Genomic DNA, 15407 nt, shown 5'->3' with positions numbered 1-15407 from the left:
AGCGAAATACCACATCAATGCAAACCTAAAAATGACAAAGTGTATCGTCATCGAGCACAAGCGTTGTAATAAAACGTTACAAACACCTATTTGTCTTAGCCGCCATCACAAAATCGTTGCGATGCAGGCCTTTAATTTTGTGAGTCCACCACTGCACTTTGACTTTTCCCCATTCGGTGGTGATCGCCGGGTGGTGTTGATGCGCCTCGGCCAAGTCTCCCACCTTGTTGGTAAAAGCCAAGGCCTTGGCAAAGTCACTGAACGTAAACTGACGTGTGAGAACTGGCACATCCTGATATTCAACGACAGACCAGTCAGGAAGAGCCTTCAACAAATCGGCTATTTCTTTGTCATTCAGCTTGGGGGCATCAGCGCGACACGCTTCGCATTGTTGCTCGTAAAGTTCTGACATAGAAGTTCCTCCGTCACTCAACGGCTGGTACACCTTCAGGTGCAAAAAAGTGTGTACCAGCTGGATTCAAGGCTTAGCTTACAGTCACTACGCCCTCTTCAATTTTTGCGCGCCAAACTTGCGGACCGGTCTGATGCACGGACTCGCCCTTACTGTCTACCGCTACGGTCACAGGCATATCCTGGACGTCAAACTCATAAATAGCCTCCATGCCAAGTTCTGGAAAACCAAGCACTTTAGCCGACTTAATCGCTTGAGCCACTAAATAGGCCGCACCACCTACAGCCATCAGATAAACAGATTCGTTATCGCGAATCGCTTCAATAGCCGCCGGGCCACGCTCGGCTTTACCGATCATGCCTAACAGACCAGTTTGCTCTAACATCGTTCGGGTAAATTTATCCATACGTGTCGCCGTCGTTGGCCCGGCGGGGCCCACCACTTCATCACGCACTGGATCGACCGGGCCCACGTAGTAGATAAAACGACCGGTTAAATCCACCGGTAACGATTCGCCCTTAGCCAGCATATCCACCATTTTCTTATGCGCGGCATCCCGACCAGTCAGCATTTTACCGGACAGCAGAATAGTATCGCCGGGCTGCCAGGTTTTTACGTCTTCAGCGGTAACCTCATCGAGATTTACTCGACGTACAGTATCTGACACCTCCCAGCTTATTTCCGGCCAATCATCTAATGAAGGCGGAGTCAGCAAGGCAGGCCCATCACCCTTCAAAGTAAAGTGGGCGTGGCGAGTGGCGGCGCAGTTGGGAATGATAGCCACCGCTTTATTCGCCGCATGAGTAGGATAGTCCTTCACTTTGACATCCAGCACGGTCGTCAAGCCGCCCAGCCCCTGAGCGCCGATGCCCAGCTTGTTTACCTTCTCATAGAGCTCCAAGCGCAATTCTTCACTGCGATTATCGGCACCTTTAGCTTGCAGCTCCTGGATGTCAACTGGGTCTAATAAGGCTTCCTTGGCCAGCAGCATCGCCTTTTCGGCAGTGCCGCCAATGCCAATCCCCAACATACCTGGTGGGCACCATCCCGCCCCCATTTTGGGCACCATATCCAACACCCAGTCAACCACCGAGTCTGAAGGATTTAGCATGGCGAACTTAGTTTTAGCTTCGCTACCGCCACCTTTCGCCGCCACATGTACATCCACCTCATTACCCGGCACGATGTTGTAATGAATAACGGCGGGGGTATTGTCGCCGGTGTTCTTTCTGGCGCCGTCCGGGTCTTCTAAAATCGAGGCACGCAACACATTGTCAGGGTTGTTATAAGCCCGGCGTACGCCCTCGTTAACCATATCGGTCAGCGCCATGGTGGTATCCCACTGCACGTCCATACCTACCGTTACAAAGACCGTCACAATACCGGTGTCCTGACAGATAGGACGGTGCCCCATAGCACACATGCGCGAATTGATCAGAATCTGTGCCATAGCGTCTTTGGCGGCAGGATTGGCTTCACGCTCATAGGCCTGATTAACGGCCTGAATAAAATCGACGGGATGATAGTAAGAGATAAACTGAAGAGCGTCTGCGACGCTCTCGATAAAATCGGCTTCTTTAATCACGGTGGTCATAGCAAAATCTCTGAGTCTTTGGATTTTGCGGCGAATTTTACACCATGTGAGCCATTAATGCCTGACACATCAGCCGTTACGGGCTGGCAGTCGTGCCACCCATACTCTGTTTCAGCTGTAAAATATCACGATTGATGCTACGGCGATAAGCGTCGATGGCCGCAATAGCCTCTTCGTTGGCTTTAACTCGTGCGGCTAAGTCTTTTAATCCTGGCAACTGCTGCGAAACGCGCTGCACATCCATGCTTAAACTCTGCAAACGCTCACCATTGGCAGCCAAATCCTGCAGCACCCTTTGTGATTTTTGCAATTCCGCCGATGAAGCTGCGAGCTGCTTGTCCATAGCCGCCATACGCTTTTCCAATTCAGCCTTGATGTTATTAGCGCTAGCTCGCGCTGTAGCAGCGTCTTTTTCTGTCGCCGCCAACTGCTTTTTAAGAGCAGCTATGGCATCCCCATTAGCGGTAATTTTCTTCCGGTTGGTATCGTGAGAAACGCCCCATAGCTTGCGAATTTCCGAATCGGCCCAGTCGAGCTTATCGCGGATCTCATCTACCGTTTCGCTTGACTCATTGGAGTTAAGATCCAAACGCGCCTCAAGATTTGTAACACGATTTTGCGCAGCCACCAGTTCTTTTTGCGCTTCAGTAAACTTCCACGTCAGGTAACCGCCATACCCCAGAGAACCGATGGCCAGCACCAGGGCGAATATCGCTAAAAAGCTGGCACCTCCGTTGGAGGCGGGGGGAGGTGGCGGTGGCGTGCGACGACGTGACGCGCCACTTTTAGAAGATGCCTGCGGGCGCTCAGCCTGAGGCGCCACCTTGTCCAACGAATCGTCATCCCGCTCAGGCACAATGCCCGACAGCGTGGGTTCTTTACGTTCCATAAATTACCTATTACAGCCTATTTTTTAACGGTAGGAGTTATAACAGGTCTGCCGTTAAAAAAGAAGCCGGGTACTTGCACCCCCAGCCGGATACAAAAACGCCGGGCTGTGCCCGGCGTTTTTGCGAAGACTAGCAGAGATTATGCAAAATTTTGGTTCACAAAATCCCAGTTCACCAACGCCCAGAAAGCGTCCATGTACTTAGGACGAGCATTGCGATAGTCAATGTAATAGGCGTGCTCCCATACATCCACGGTCAACAACGGAGTCACAGACTCATCAGTCAACGGAGTTTCGGCGTTAGAAGTGTTTACAATCGCCACAGAACCATCGGCTTTTTTCACCAGCCAAGTCCAGCCGGAACCGAAGTTACCAATGGCCGAGTTAGTGAACTCTTCTTTAAACTTGTCAAACGAACCAAATGCGCTGTCAATTGCTGCAGCGACATCACCTGTGGCCGCACCACCACCGTTAGGGCTTAAGCAATTCCAATAGAAAGTGTGATTCCAAACCTGCGCAGCGTTGTTAAACACACCACCAGATGAAGACTTGATCACCTCTTCCAGGCTTTTGCCTTCAAACTCGGTACCAGGAACAGCGGCGTTGAGCTTATCAACGTAGGTTTTGTGGTGCTTACCGTAGTGAAATTCCAGGGTTTCTTCAGAAATATGCGGCGCCAAAGCGTCTTTCGCATAGGGCAGTTCAGGTAATTCAAAAGCCATAACAATCTCCTTAGATCACGGTGAAAAACGTACACCGACGCAGGCCGGTATTGTAAGGTTTGTCATCAGCAGGCCAACTGCTGATACCTTTTTTAGAATGGAGCAATATCGGGGCCAGTAGTATAGCCGCAATATAAAACAAAGGCACCTGCAACGCAGATGCCTTTGTCAGCGGGGGTGGGCTTACATCATGCCGCCCATACCACCCATACCACCCATGCCGCCCATGTCAGGAGCCGGTGCCGAGCCACTCTCTTCAGGCTTATCGGCCACCATGGCTTCGGTGGTGATCATCAGACCGGCAACCGAACCGGCGGCCTGCAGAGCGGTACGGGTCACTTTAGCCGGATCCAGGATACCCATCTCCAGCATATCGCCGTATTCGCCGGTAGCGGCATTAAAGCCGTAGTTACCTTCGCCCTTGCGAACCGCTTCTGCCACAACAGACGCTTCTTCACCCGCGTTGGTAACGATTTGACGCAGTGGCGCTTCCATAGCGCGACGAGCGATAGCGATACCGGCGTCTTGCTCTTCGTTGTCACCTTTCAGATCCAAGATGGCCGCAACAGCGCGCAGCAAAGCGGTACCACCACCAGGTACTACACCCTCTTCAACCGCAGCACGGGTCGCGTGCAGAGCATCTTCAACGCGGGCTTTTTTCTCTTTCATTTCGATTTCGGTAGCGGCACCAACTTTAATTACCGCAACACCGCCAGCCAGCTTGGCCACACGCTCTTGCAGTTTTTCGCGATCGTAATCGGAAGAAGTTTCTTCGATTTGGGTGCGAATTTGCGCTACGCGAGACTCAATCTCTCCAGCATCACCAGCACCGTCAACGATGGTGGTGTTCTCTTTGCTCATGGTAACGCGCTTGGCAGTACCCAGGTGCTCCAGAGTAATGTTTTCCAGATCCAGACCCACTTCTTCACTGATTACGGTGCCACCGGTCAGCACAGCGATGTCTTGCAGCATGGCTTTACGGCGATCGCCGAAGCCAGGCGCTTTACACGCAGATACTTTCACGATGCCGCGCATGTTGTTTACCACCAGAGTGGCCAGAGCTTCGCCTTCCACGTCTTCGGCTACGATTACCAAAGGCTTACCGGCTTTTGCTACGGCTTCCAGAGTTGGCAGCAACTCGCGGATGTTCGAGATTTTCTTGTCTACCAGCAGGATGAAGGGGTCGTCCTGCTCAACCATCATGTTGTCTTGGTTGGTGATGAAGTAAGGCGACAGGTAACCGCGGTCAAACTGCATACCTTCAACCACGTCCAGCTCGTTCTCAAGGCTGGTGCCCTCTTCTACGGTAATAACACCTTCTTTACCCACTTTGCCCATGGCTTCAGCAATGATGTCGCCGACGTGAGAATCGCTGTTAGCAGAAATAGTACCTACCTGAGCAATGGCTTTAGGAGTATCGCAAGGCTGAGCAATAGACTGAATGTGCGCAACAGCGGCCGTTACCGCTTTGTCGATACCGCGCTTCAGGTCCATTGGGTTCATGCCAGCAGCCACAGATTTCAAACCTTCGTTCACGATGGCTTGTGCCAGTACGGTCGCGGTGGTGGTGCCATCACCGGCATCGTCAGACGCTTTAGAGGCAACTTCTTTCACCATCTGCGCGCCCATATTTTCAAACTTGTCTTCCAGAGAAATTTCTTTGGCCACTGAAACACCGTCTTTGGTTACGGTAGGCGCACCGAAAGACTTCTCCAGCACAACGTTGCGACCCTTGGGGCCCAAGGTTGCTTTTACGGCATCAGCCAGAATGTTGACACCTTTGGCCATACGCTGACGAGCGCTATCACCAAACTTCACTTCTTTTGCAGACATAATTCAATTCCTTCCAATAATTCGTTCAACAACACAAGAAACAAGGGGGATTAAGACAACACAGCCTTAATGTCGGTCTCGCTCAGGATTACCAGCTCTTCACCGTCGATTTCGATGGTGTCACTACCGGCATACTTACCGAAAACCACAACGTCACCCACTTTTACATCTACAGCGCGAACTTCGCCGTTATCCAGCACGCGGCCATTGCCAACGGCAACCACTTCACCCTGGTTAGGCTTTTCTTTCGCCGAGCCTGGCAGAACGATACCACCGGCGGTTTTTTCCTCTTCTTCCTTGCGGCGAACCACAACGCGATCGTGTAAAGGACGAATATTCATGGATACTAATCTCCAACTAGCAGGTTGATATGCTTATACCAATATTAAAAAACCCGGATTTCCGGGATTTTGCTAAGACTCTGAAGTCAAAGCAAAAATTCTGTCTCGCGGCCAAGGTCCGCGCAGCTTGGAGAGAAGGTGGGGCTAGACGCGCCCTTTTCAATACTTAAGAACGAAAAAAATTGATTTTTTTATCATTCATTAAAAAAACCACCTCACAGAGCGCAAAAGCGGTTATTTTTTAGGCAGCTCTTTAGGGGAGTCCGTCGGTTCAGCGGAATCTGTCGATGAGTCGGTGCGCTGATACTCCCCCTCAAAGGTATGCTCCCCTTGCCCTTTAGCATAAGGCCCCCGGCCAGACATGGATGCGCCATGAACGCTTACGCGACTGCCAACAGCCTGCACCAACCAGCGGCGACCCTGTGGAATCAGTAAAAGAAAGCCCAGGGTATCGGTAAAGAAGCCGGGAGTTAAAAGAAAAGCACCGGCGATGGCCAGTAAAATCCCCTCAATCATTTCCCGCGCGGGCAGCTCACCACTGGCCATGCGGCTGCGCGCGCGCAATAAAGTGGCCAAACCCTGCCAGCGCAACAGCAGCACCCCGATGGCGGCGGTAAGAATAATCAGCCCCACGGTGGCAAGGGCACCAATCTCATCCCCCACCTGAATAAACAGGGCAATTTCGATCAGGGGGATAACAATAAACAACAGTAAGAATACAGGCATTAAATCACCACTCGTAGCTCACACCCACCATCACGCGGGTGTCTTCTCGGGTTTTATCCGGTTGAGGCTCATTGTCGACGTTGTAATCCACTTTTAACTCAGAATACAGCTCGCCGGCGATCAGCGTGCTCACCCCGGTATTGGTTACCAAGCGCCAGTCATTGCTGTCTTCCAGCGACTGGAACAACTCGTTTTCATGAAAAAAGGCAATCCCCAAAGGTAACTTATACCGAAAGTTAGTGCCCAACCGGCCAGCAAAACGCTCGTTCACCTCGTCAAAGTCATCAGCCGGCTCGTCGGGAATTTCGTAACGTTCGTTCAAGTAGCTCAAACCAGCGGTAAAAGCCAGCGCGCGAGCGCTGCTTTCCCACACCTGAAAACCGGTACCGCTACCGATTTGGGAATAGCGTTGTACCGCACGGGACTCATCTGCGCCAAATGAAAGATCGTTATTCCAGAACCAGCGCTCACGGAAAAACCAGTCGACAATATAACGAGCGGCCCAAATTTCATCTGGCGCCTCATTATCCGATGAGTAACTGGCATACTCCAGCGAACCATTATGACGAAACTCACTGCGGCGATACTCGGTACTGGCCTTGGATTTAATATCGCGGCGCACATCGTTACCCTCGGCGTAAAAGCCCGACAGACTGAATTTACCTTTGAGGGTGTACTCGCCTTCAATGTGACTTTCAAACGGCAGCATGATTTCTAAAGCAGCCAAAGGCGCACTGCGCTGATCGGGGTCGCCGCCACAACTGTAAAACAAATACTCCTGCTTCATGCCGTCTATCAGGCAGGGCGTGTCACTACCGCTGATTTTCATGGGCATGGTGGTGGTCATGTTTTTGATTTTGCTGCGGGCAATTTTCACCTCGCCAAAGTTGCCCGAAGACCAAACCAGCTTATCGCCATCCAAACGTACAAAATCACCCTCAAGACGATCGCCGTTAAACAGCTCAATGACACCCGCCTGGGCCATGGAAACCGAAAAAAATAAAAGCAAGAAACTGTGCTTTAATAATCGCTTCATAATTACTCATTTGGCTAATATCAACGCGGTCCATGCCAACTTCTGACGCTGCACAACAGCTCTACACTGCACTCGCCCAAATCCCTGAAGGCTGTGTGATTACCTACGGCCAGCTCGCGCGTCTCGCTGGTCGCCCAGGTGCCGCGCGCTGGGCCGGTAGCCTGGTGCGCAAGCTACCCAAAGACTCTCAACTGCCCTGGCACCGGGTTGTTAATGCCAGCGGATGTATTTCACTACCACCCGATGCCGGTGGACGCGAACAAAAACAACGCCTGCTGAATGAGGGTGTTCAGTTTACCGGTGAGCGGATCAAGCTCAGCCAGCACCAGTGGTAAAGCACACATCAGTCCTGCAGCTTTTTGCCAATAAACACCAATAACACCAAGCCAGGTATCACCATTACGGCCGTGAGGACAAAAAACAACGCCCAATTACCGTGTAACGCATCCACTAAAAAACCACTGCCGGAGGCCAGGGTGGTCCGCCCCAAACTGCCCAGTGACGCCAGCAAGGCGTACTGCGCGCCCGAAAAAGCCCGCCCGGTAAGCCAGGTCAGCAGCGACACAAAGGCCACGGTAGAAAAAGCCGCACAAAAATTATCCACCACAATAGCGGCTAAAAATAAACTCTCTTTGGGGCCTGCCAGGGCAATCCAGGCAAACATCAGATTACTGGCGGCCATGGCTATTCCACCAATAAACAAACCGCGCACAATACCGTAACGAATGTTAATGGTGCTGCCCAGCAGGGTAAACACAATGGTAAGCCCCCACCCCACCAGCTTGGAGTAGTGCGCGATTTGCTCGTTGGAGTAGCCAATTTCGCGGTAAAACACGATGGACATTCGCCCTAAAAAGGCCTCACCAATCTTGAACAGAAACACAAACAGTAAAATGGCTAACGCCAGCTTTACCCCATTGCGACGGAAAAACTCGGCAAAAGGCTCCACCACGGTTACCGTCAGCCACACCAGAGCTCGGCCCCAACCGGTGTTGCCCGCCTCAAGCATGCCCTGATAGCGCAGCTGCGCCTGCTGTTGCAGGGCCTGACGATCAGTGACAGGTTCGCGCACCAATAGAGTAAACACCATCAGTGCGCCAATGATCGCCGCCATCCACAAATACACGCCACTCCAGCCCACCGCATCAGCATTGGCAAACGCGAGATACCCGGGCAGTGAATAGCCGGTCCACCAGCCAACGATACTCACCGCCGAAGCCGCCGGCACCTTGCCTGCGTCTTTGCCGATCACTTCGATGCGATAAGCGTCAATCGCAATGTCATGAGTTGCCGAGCAGGTGGCAATCAGCAGCGCCAGTAAAGACAACACAAACAGATCATTGTTCGGACTGAGAGACGATAACGCTAAGGTGGCCAGCAACATGATCGCTTGCAGGGTAAAAATCCAACCGCGGCGCAACCCCAGCAAACGACAAATACCCGGCAACTGAATGCGGTCTAACAGCGGGGCCCAAAGAAAGTTAATGGCGTAAACCGCAAACACGGAATACAGCAAGCCCACTTGCGCGCGGGCAATACCACTATCGGTTAGCCAACCGCTTAAATTAGAACCAATAAGAACGAAAGGAAAACCGGACGAGCAGCCCAGCAAGAAGATATACAGCAGTCGCAGATCGCGGTAGTTATCAAGCGCCGCTAACCATGGGTGGCGGGCGCGGTTGGAATTATCCAGCATTGTGGCCTGTTATCGTCTGCGTTTTTTATCAAGCCGCAACGTTAGCAGAAAAGCCCGCAGGGCGCACGGCGCAGCCGCCGCCCTTGCAAAGAAAGATTCGTTAAGACCGACGTTGCCCCGAACGCTGATTGGCTCTGCCTCGCCCGCCGCGGCGGTTGTTATTGTCGCCACGGGGTTTCGGTTTAGCCGGTGCCATGGGCGGCGTTTCTAACAGCAAATCCTGCGGCGGTTGCTCGCAACGCAGCGGCTGGCCCAATAACTCTTCAATTGGCATTAAACGGAAAGCGTCGTCTTCACAGGCAAAGCTGATGGAGGTACCCGATCTACCCGCCCTGCCAGTGCGGCCGATGCGGTGCACGTAATCTTCGGGCTCTTCGGGCAGGGTAAAGTTAACCACATGGCTGATGCCATCAATGTGAATACCCCGACCAGCCACATCGGTGGCTACCAATACTTTCAGGTCGCCTTCTTTAAAAGCTTTAAGAGTAGAGACACGCTTGTTCTGCGCGATTTCACCCGAAAGCAGGCCGACCCGAATGCCGTGGCGCTGCAGTTTGTCTTCCAAACGGCGGCACTCATCGCGGCGGTTGGCAAACACAATCATGCTTTCGACTTCGGCATCCTGAATCAGGTTGTACAGCAAGGTGTACTTTTCTTCGGTGCTGGCGAGGTACACATGTTGCTCAACGGTGTCGGTCGCTACACTTTCCGGGGCGATTTCAACCGTGACCGGATTATTGGTCCACTGCTCAACCAAACGGTGTACTTCGTCGGTAAAGGTGGCGGAAAAGAACAGGGTCTGACGATCTTCGCGGCGCGGGGTCTGACGCACGATTTGACGCACCTGGGGAATAAACCCCATATCCAGCATACGGTCCGCTTCATCGATAACCAGCACTTCCAGCTGATCCAGATACACATCTTTGTTGCGACAAAAATCCAGCAGACGACCGGGAGTGGCCACCAGAATATCCACTAATGTGTTGTGCAAGCGACGTTGCTGCTTGCTGTAATCCATGCCCCCAACCAGGGTATGAATTTCCAATTCTGTGTGTTTACACAGCGCCTTGGCATCATCCGCAATCTGCATCACCAGCTCGCGCGTTGGCGCAATGATCAGCGCACGCGCCTCACCGGCAAACCGCTCTTCGGTTAATTGATGCTTTAGCAAGTCGTCGATGATAGCGGTTAAGAAGGCAGCGGTTTTGCCCGTACCGGTTTGCGCTTTACCCACCACGTCACGACCTGTCAGGGCGTAAGGCAATGACTGAGCTTGAATCGGCGAGCAGTATTCAAAGCCGCAGTCCGCAATGGCGTGCATCAGGTCATTTTCAAGCGACAGATCATGAAAGCGGGTTTTCCCCTCCACCTCTGGCACAGGAAACTCACTGATATCCCACTGGGGTTTAGGCTGACGCTTTTTCGGTTTGTGCTTTTTGCCTTTATTGGGCTTTTTGTTGTTAGGCTGGTTCAGCTGAGATGGGTCAGCACCAGCATGGCCGGTGGTAACCGCATCAGACGAATCGGATCTTTTTTTGCCACTGCGCCCCTTGCCTTTATTCGGCTTAGCGGCTTTCTCTTTATCGCTGCGCGCGTTTTTACCCTTTGCTTTGTTGTCGCCTTTACCCGCACGGCCCTTTTGTGACTGATTAGCCTGGCCCCGAGAGGTTTTTGTGGCCGAACGAGACGAAGAGTTGTCATCCGATTCTTGCGCAGTGGGGTCGCTGCTCCCGCCCACCATCTTCTTAAACAGCTTTGTGATCAAAACCTAACACCTGTTGACTAAAATGTGGGCGGAGTATACACGATTATACCTGCCACTGTGTGTCAGGCCATCTCAGCAGGAGCCGTGTCGGCGCTGTAATCAAAGCTGTATTTGGCCCGCTGCGCTTCGCGTACCAACAGCCGACTATTGCTGGCCGTAGCAGGATAATGGCTGAACCCCATACGCCATTTACCAAAGCGTTGGGTATGCTGCCCCCCTTCTAAGTCATGGCGGATAGCGCTCGCCAAGGCTTCAAGCTGAGCGGCCGTATGCGGCTCCAACAAGGCTATAAAACTGCTGCTCGAGTAACGCGCCAGTATGGAGGCTCCCGCTAAGTGAGCCTGCAGCACCGAAGCAACATGACGCATAAAATCGTCTGCACCGTTTTCGCCTTCTATATTCTGTAACTCACGAAACTGTACCAACTCAATATTCACCAGCGTAAATCGACTGCTTGAACCGCCTGCAATTCGCTGCATTAATTTCCGCTCGAATTCGCTGCGATTACCCAGGCCGGTAACGGCATCTTTAAAAGCAGCGCTGTGAATTTGCTGCTGCTTTTCTGTGTGTTCATGACGTTCACGCTCGGCCAGGCGAAAGTCTTGATACGCCACTACCAAAGCCACCAATAGAAACACGCTGGCCACAATGGCGGTAGGAATACCCATCCATTGCCCCCGCAACATATTAGCTTCGGCCATTTCTGCGCCCATGGGATAACTGGCGGCTGCCATTCCAGTGTAATGCATGCCACAAATCGCAGCCCCCATGACTAAAGCCGCAGCCGTTTTAGTCACTAAAGCGTATTTGGCTGGCACCACCCGTACCTGGCGGCAAATCACCAGTGCTGCGCCCGAAGCCACCACCGCAATCAACACCGACACCGCTACAATCAGTGGATCGTACTGAATGGCCGGAGTCATCTGCATCGCGTACATACCGCCGTAATGCATCGCTGAAATACCCGCCCCCATAATGATGGCACTGGCAATAATACTCAGCGCCTTCACTGTAGTTCGTGTAATGACGGTTAACGCTAATGCCGAGGCCAATACAGCCGGAATCCAGGAGGCAATGGTAAGAGGCAGACTGAAACTCATCTCCATATTCATTGGCATGGTATAGGCACTCATGCCTACAAAGTGCATCGACCAAATACCGGTACCAAGGCACACAGCCCCTACCCATAGCCAGAATTTACGGGCTGGCCCGGTAATTGAGAACAAGCGAGTACCAAAATAGATGGCGCTGTAGGCAGCGATAACTGCCACGCAATAAGAGGCGAACACCAACGACAGGTTATAACTACCCGACATGAATACTCCGTTTTCTAGGGATAAATGGAATATAATTCTATACGCCAAAATGGTGACAGAAAGCCCTCTCAGACAGTAAATAAATGTAAACTTTTCCGCTACAGACAAAAAAAGGGGGGCCGCAGCCCCCAAACCCTCAAACAAACGGAATCCGTCGTTCAGCAACTTTTAATGGCTGATCATCCACGGTCTGGCGGATGGAAACACTTTAGAGCCATCCGCGGTATAGATCACGTGCGACTGGCGGATGGGCTTTTCACCGCAGCCACAGCCTTTGCCGTGTTTATGTTCACGTCGTGCCAGCTGCTCTGCCCGAGACTCGGGCGTTGAAAAGGTCGGCTTATCGCGTGACTTTTCATTGCGCGCATGAGCTTCACGGTTAGCAGGTGCCATATCCAGTAACTGGGGCGACACCATAATTACCCGGGCACAGCTCTCAGCGCACACTGGGCAAGGCGCGGGTTCCGCGCTCTTGTCCATGGTGGCCAGATCACTGAATACGCCGTGGTCTTTACAGCGATAATCGTAAACCGGCATCAGCTATTACTCCTTATCGGGTGATTTAGGAATATCCACTGTGTTCTCAACTTTTACGGTTGGGCCTTCAGCGGTTGGGTTGAGGTCGATATCAAATATTTCGTTCGGCAACCACAAAGTGGCACAGGCATTGGGGATATCCACCACCCCGCTGATATGCCCCTGTACCGGCGCACAACCTAAAATAGCGTAGCTTTGTGCTTTGCTGTAGCCAAACTTGGTTAAGAATTCGATAGCGTTCAGACATGCCTGACGGTAAGCAACGTGCACATCCAGATAGTGCTGCTCACCGTACTCATCCACCGAGATACCTTCAAAAATAATGTAGTCGTTATACTTAGGTGTGATTGGGCTGGGCTTGAATATCGGGTTCTTAACGCCGTACTTTTCCATGCCGCCTTTCACCAGGTTCACTCGCAGGTGAATCCAGCCGGCCATTTCAATAGCACCGCAGAAGGTGATCTCACCGTCGCCCTGGCTGAAGTGCAAATCACCCACACTCAGGCCGCCGCCTTCAACGTACACAGGAAAGTAGATTTTCGAGCCGCGCGACAAATCTTTAATGTCGCAGTTACCGCCATGCTCACGGGGTGGCACAGTACGAGCGCCTTCAGCGGCAGCCTCTTTAGCCGCATCACCGCTTAAACGCCCCATGTGCGCGGTATCGGCATAGGGTAAGGTCGCTAATGCGGGAACGCGATCCGGCTCGGTGTCGTAGAGGCCTTTTTCACGTTTGTTCCAGGTATCCAGCATCTCTTTAGAAGGCAAACAGCCGATCAAGCCAGGATGAATCATGCCCGCAAATTCCACCCCGGGAATATGACGGGATTTGGTAAACATACCGTTGAAATCCCAGATAGATTTTTGTGCTTCGGGGAAGTGTTCGGTTAAAAAACCGCCGCCATTTTGCTTGGAAAAGAAACCATTAAAGCCCCACTGGCTTTCGTCAAAGGCGCCGATATCCAAAATATCCACCACCAGCAAATCGCCTGGCTCAGCCCCTTCTACACCGACAGGACCTGATAAAAAGTGAACCTGAGTTAAATCCACGTCGCGCACATCGTCAGCGCTATCATTGTTTTCAATTTGTCCACCGGTCCAGTCATAGCACTCCATAATGAAGTCATCGCCGGGCTTAACGGTGGCAACCATAGGGATATCCGGATGCCAGCGGTTGTGGATCATATCGTTTTCATAGGGCGACTTATTCAAGTCGATTTTTACAATGGTTTCTGCCATAACGCTAACTCCTCGGGGACTCATCTTGTTCAGGTAAACAACGCCGTCAGTATCGATGAAACCGAGAGAGACAAACATTCGTTAATAGCACCACTTGCCTACGTCATTTGACGTAAGCAAGTGGCAGCAAGCGAGATGCGTTTAAAGAAAAACCGTCGATTATTTGGGCATCGGCCCCAGTTTTACGCCATCGGGGTAATACTTCCAGCCGTCGCGAACCTTAATCTTGTCGTCCCAGGGCAACTTGTAATTACCCTCGGCCAGGTCTTTAACCCACGTCAGGTAGTTTTCTTTGCTGCCACCGGGCTGACCGACGTAGGCACGACAACCAAGATTAAAAATATTATTCTCCAGCGCCCAGTTTTCTCGAGCCTTGTCCACCAGTTTCGGGAATAGCTCGGCTGTCACGATCTCCCAGGGGTTCCTGTGGCCCTGCTGTACGACGTTACCATCGTAATTGCATACCGTACCTTCGCCGAAGTAGTAGAAAACACCGTCGTAACCGGCCAAATTAACTGAAATTGTGTACATCAAGTTTTGCCAGGCATTAGTACGGTTGGTCCATATCCACTGATCGTTTACCTGGGTCGAATAACCGGAAATACGAATATAGACATTAGCACCCTTGTAGGCCGCTTCGCGGGCCAGCTCGGGGAACATGCCATCATGACAAATGCAAACGGCGAGTTTTGAACCCTTAGGCCCATCACAAACTGGCATGCCGTAATTCCCCGGCGACCAGGGCTCAATCGGCACCCACGGCTGCAACTTGCGATAGTGCAGTGCAATTTCGCCCTTATTGTTAACAATAATTGCTGTGTTGTAGGGAGGCTTGGATGGGTCTTCATTTTTCTCCATTAACGAAAAAACGGCCCATACATCATTGTCCACACAAGCCTGCTTAAACTGATCAATCTCTGGGCTGTCGATCGTCAACAGCATTTCATCATAGGTCCAGATTGCCGTGTTTAAGCCCTGTGTTGAATATTCGGGAAATACGATCAGGTCAAGATCCGGGTAACCGGCTTTTGTAGAAGCTAGAGCCTTGCAAATTTGATCCACCTGCACCTGGATGTCTTCAGGCCCTTTAATAACTGGAACCGGATATTGAATCATTGCCACTAAAAGCGCTTCGTCCCAAGCGCTGACGCTACCTGTACTAGCCATATTAAAACTCCAGTATGAATGTAAATGAGCTGTCTGCAGACACAACTTATTATCGCAACGTTATAACATTACATATATTCGTTAAATGACGTATACATGGCGCGGCTTCTATAAATCGGCTTTAACGTAAAATC

Annotated in this window: 15 protein-coding genes; 1 reads left to right on the top strand and 14 read right to left on the bottom strand. The window is 51.8% G+C overall.

Going from position 1 to position 15407, the window contains the following annotated elements; translation table 11 throughout:
• Positions 1-76 precede the first annotated feature (76 nt).
• The 8 genes from D568_RS0104590 to D568_RS0104550 form a co-directional block, all read right to left on the bottom strand.
• Positions 77-412 carry a 4a-hydroxytetrahydrobiopterin dehydratase gene (locus D568_RS0104590; protein ID WP_020208402.1) on the bottom strand — a complete coding sequence of 112 codons (336 nt, stop codon included), beginning with the start codon at positions 410-412 and terminating at the stop codon, positions 77-79.
• Between the two features lie 73 nt (positions 413-485).
• On the bottom strand, positions 486-2006 hold the full coding sequence (locus tag D568_RS0104585) for a fumarate hydratase (protein WP_020208401.1): 1521 nt from the start codon (positions 2004-2006) through the stop codon (positions 486-488).
• 76 nt (positions 2007-2082) lie between these two features.
• On the bottom strand, positions 2083-2895 hold the full coding sequence (locus tag D568_RS19285; RefSeq protein WP_020208400.1) for a coiled-coil domain-containing protein: 813 nt from the start codon (positions 2893-2895) through the stop codon (positions 2083-2085).
• Positions 2896-3035: 140 nt separating this feature from the next.
• Positions 3036-3617 (bottom strand): superoxide dismutase [Fe], encoded by a 582-nt coding sequence (sodB, locus tag D568_RS0104575; protein ID WP_020208399.1) that lies wholly within the window; start codon positions 3615-3617, stop codon positions 3036-3038.
• A 183-nt stretch (positions 3618-3800) separates the two neighbouring features.
• On the bottom strand, positions 3801-5450 hold the full coding sequence (gene groL / locus D568_RS0104570) for a chaperonin GroEL (protein WP_020208398.1): 1650 nt from the start codon (positions 5448-5450) through the stop codon (positions 3801-3803).
• Between the two features lie 50 nt (positions 5451-5500).
• Positions 5501-5791, bottom strand: coding sequence for a co-chaperone GroES (gene groES, locus D568_RS0104565; RefSeq protein ID WP_020208397.1), 291 nt, complete (start codon positions 5789-5791; stop codon positions 5501-5503).
• Between the two features lie 234 nt (positions 5792-6025).
• Positions 6026-6517 carry an FxsA family protein gene (locus tag D568_RS19280; protein WP_020208396.1) on the bottom strand — a complete coding sequence of 164 codons (492 nt, stop codon included), beginning with the start codon at positions 6515-6517 and terminating at the stop codon, positions 6026-6028.
• 4 nt (positions 6518-6521) lie between these two features.
• A complete protein-coding gene (locus D568_RS0104550) occupies positions 6522-7553 on the bottom strand; it encodes a DUF481 domain-containing protein (protein WP_020208395.1) in 1032 nt (343 codons plus the stop codon).
• A 32-nt stretch (positions 7554-7585) separates the two neighbouring features.
• Here D568_RS0104550 and D568_RS0104545 point away from each other — a divergent pair, with 32 nt between their 5' ends.
• Entirely contained in the window at positions 7586-7888 is a 303-nt protein-coding gene (locus D568_RS0104545) for an MGMT family protein (protein WP_020208394.1), read from the top strand.
• Positions 7889-7896: 8 nt separating this feature from the next.
• On the opposite strand, the gene D568_RS0104540 is transcribed toward D568_RS0104545, so the two are convergent.
• The 6 genes from D568_RS0104540 to D568_RS0104515 form a co-directional block, all read right to left on the bottom strand.
• Positions 7897-9249 (bottom strand): AmpG family muropeptide MFS transporter, encoded by a 1353-nt coding sequence (locus tag D568_RS0104540; protein WP_020208393.1) that lies wholly within the window; start codon positions 9247-9249, stop codon positions 7897-7899.
• A 100-nt stretch (positions 9250-9349) separates the two neighbouring features.
• Positions 9350-10990, bottom strand: a complete 1641-nt coding sequence (gene rhlB, locus D568_RS0104535; RefSeq protein WP_020208392.1) for an ATP-dependent RNA helicase RhlB — start codon at positions 10988-10990, stop codon at positions 9350-9352.
• An 86-nt stretch (positions 10991-11076) separates the two neighbouring features.
• Positions 11077-12330 carry an MHYT domain-containing protein gene (locus D568_RS0104530; protein ID WP_020208391.1) on the bottom strand — a complete coding sequence of 418 codons (1254 nt, stop codon included), beginning with the start codon at positions 12328-12330 and terminating at the stop codon, positions 11077-11079.
• 168 nt (positions 12331-12498) lie between these two features.
• Positions 12499-12867: a zinc ribbon domain-containing protein gene (locus D568_RS0104525; RefSeq protein WP_020208390.1), complete on the bottom strand. Its 369-nt coding sequence runs from the start codon at positions 12865-12867 to the stop codon at positions 12499-12501.
• Positions 12868-12873: 6 nt separating this feature from the next.
• On the bottom strand, positions 12874-14106 hold the full coding sequence (gene fmdA, locus D568_RS0104520; protein WP_020208389.1) for a formamidase: 1233 nt from the start codon (positions 14104-14106) through the stop codon (positions 12874-12876).
• A 159-nt stretch (positions 14107-14265) separates the two neighbouring features.
• Positions 14266-15273, bottom strand: a complete 1008-nt coding sequence (locus D568_RS0104515; RefSeq protein ID WP_020208388.1) for a formamidase — start codon at positions 15271-15273, stop codon at positions 14266-14268.
• Positions 15274-15407: the final 134 nt, after the last annotated feature.

Source organism: Gilvimarinus chinensis DSM 19667 (assembly GCF_000377745.1).
Classification (GTDB): domain Bacteria; phylum Pseudomonadota; class Gammaproteobacteria; order Pseudomonadales; family Cellvibrionaceae; genus Gilvimarinus; species Gilvimarinus chinensis.
Note: the sequence above shows the minus strand (reverse complement) of the source record. Positions and strands in the feature narration are given on the sequence as shown.

Excerpts from the sequence above, each read along its gene's own strand:
- D568_RS0104525 (WP_020208390.1), bottom strand. The coding sequence starts at position 12,867 with ATGCCGGTTTACGATTATCGCTGTAAAGACCACGGCGTATTCAGTGAT.
- fmdA (WP_020208389.1), bottom strand. The coding sequence starts at position 14,106 with ATGGCAGAAACCATTGTAAAAATCGACTTGAATAAGTCGCCCTATGAA.
- sodB (WP_020208399.1), bottom strand. The coding sequence starts at position 3,617 with ATGGCTTTTGAATTACCTGAACTGCCCTATGCGAAAGACGCTTTGGCG.
- D568_RS0104545 (WP_020208394.1), top strand. The coding sequence starts at position 7,586 with ATGCCAACTTCTGACGCTGCACAACAGCTCTACACTGCACTCGCCCAA.
- D568_RS0104530 (WP_020208391.1), bottom strand. The coding sequence starts at position 12,330 with ATGTCGGGTAGTTATAACCTGTCGTTGGTGTTCGCCTCTTATTGCGTG.
- D568_RS19285 (WP_020208400.1), bottom strand. The coding sequence starts at position 2,895 with ATGGAACGTAAAGAACCCACGCTGTCGGGCATTGTGCCTGAGCGGGAT.
- D568_RS0104540 (WP_020208393.1), bottom strand. The coding sequence starts at position 9,249 with ATGCTGGATAATTCCAACCGCGCCCGCCACCCATGGTTAGCGGCGCTT.
- groL (WP_020208398.1), bottom strand. The coding sequence starts at position 5,450 with ATGTCTGCAAAAGAAGTGAAGTTTGGTGATAGCGCTCGTCAGCGTATG.
- D568_RS0104590 (WP_020208402.1), bottom strand. The coding sequence starts at position 412 with ATGTCAGAACTTTACGAGCAACAATGCGAAGCGTGTCGCGCTGATGCC.
- groES (WP_020208397.1), bottom strand. The coding sequence starts at position 5,791 with ATGAATATTCGTCCTTTACACGATCGCGTTGTGGTTCGCCGCAAGGAA.
- D568_RS0104585 (WP_020208401.1), bottom strand. The coding sequence starts at position 2,006 with ATGACCACCGTGATTAAAGAAGCCGATTTTATCGAGAGCGTCGCAGAC.
- D568_RS19280 (WP_020208396.1), bottom strand. The coding sequence starts at position 6,517 with ATGCCTGTATTCTTACTGTTGTTTATTGTTATCCCCCTGATCGAAATT.
- D568_RS0104515 (WP_020208388.1), bottom strand. The coding sequence starts at position 15,273 with ATGGCTAGTACAGGTAGCGTCAGCGCTTGGGACGAAGCGCTTTTAGTG.
- rhlB (WP_020208392.1), bottom strand. The coding sequence starts at position 10,990 with ATGGTGGGCGGGAGCAGCGACCCCACTGCGCAAGAATCGGATGACAAC.
- D568_RS0104550 (WP_020208395.1), bottom strand. The coding sequence starts at position 7,553 with ATGAAGCGATTATTAAAGCACAGTTTCTTGCTTTTATTTTTTTCGGTT.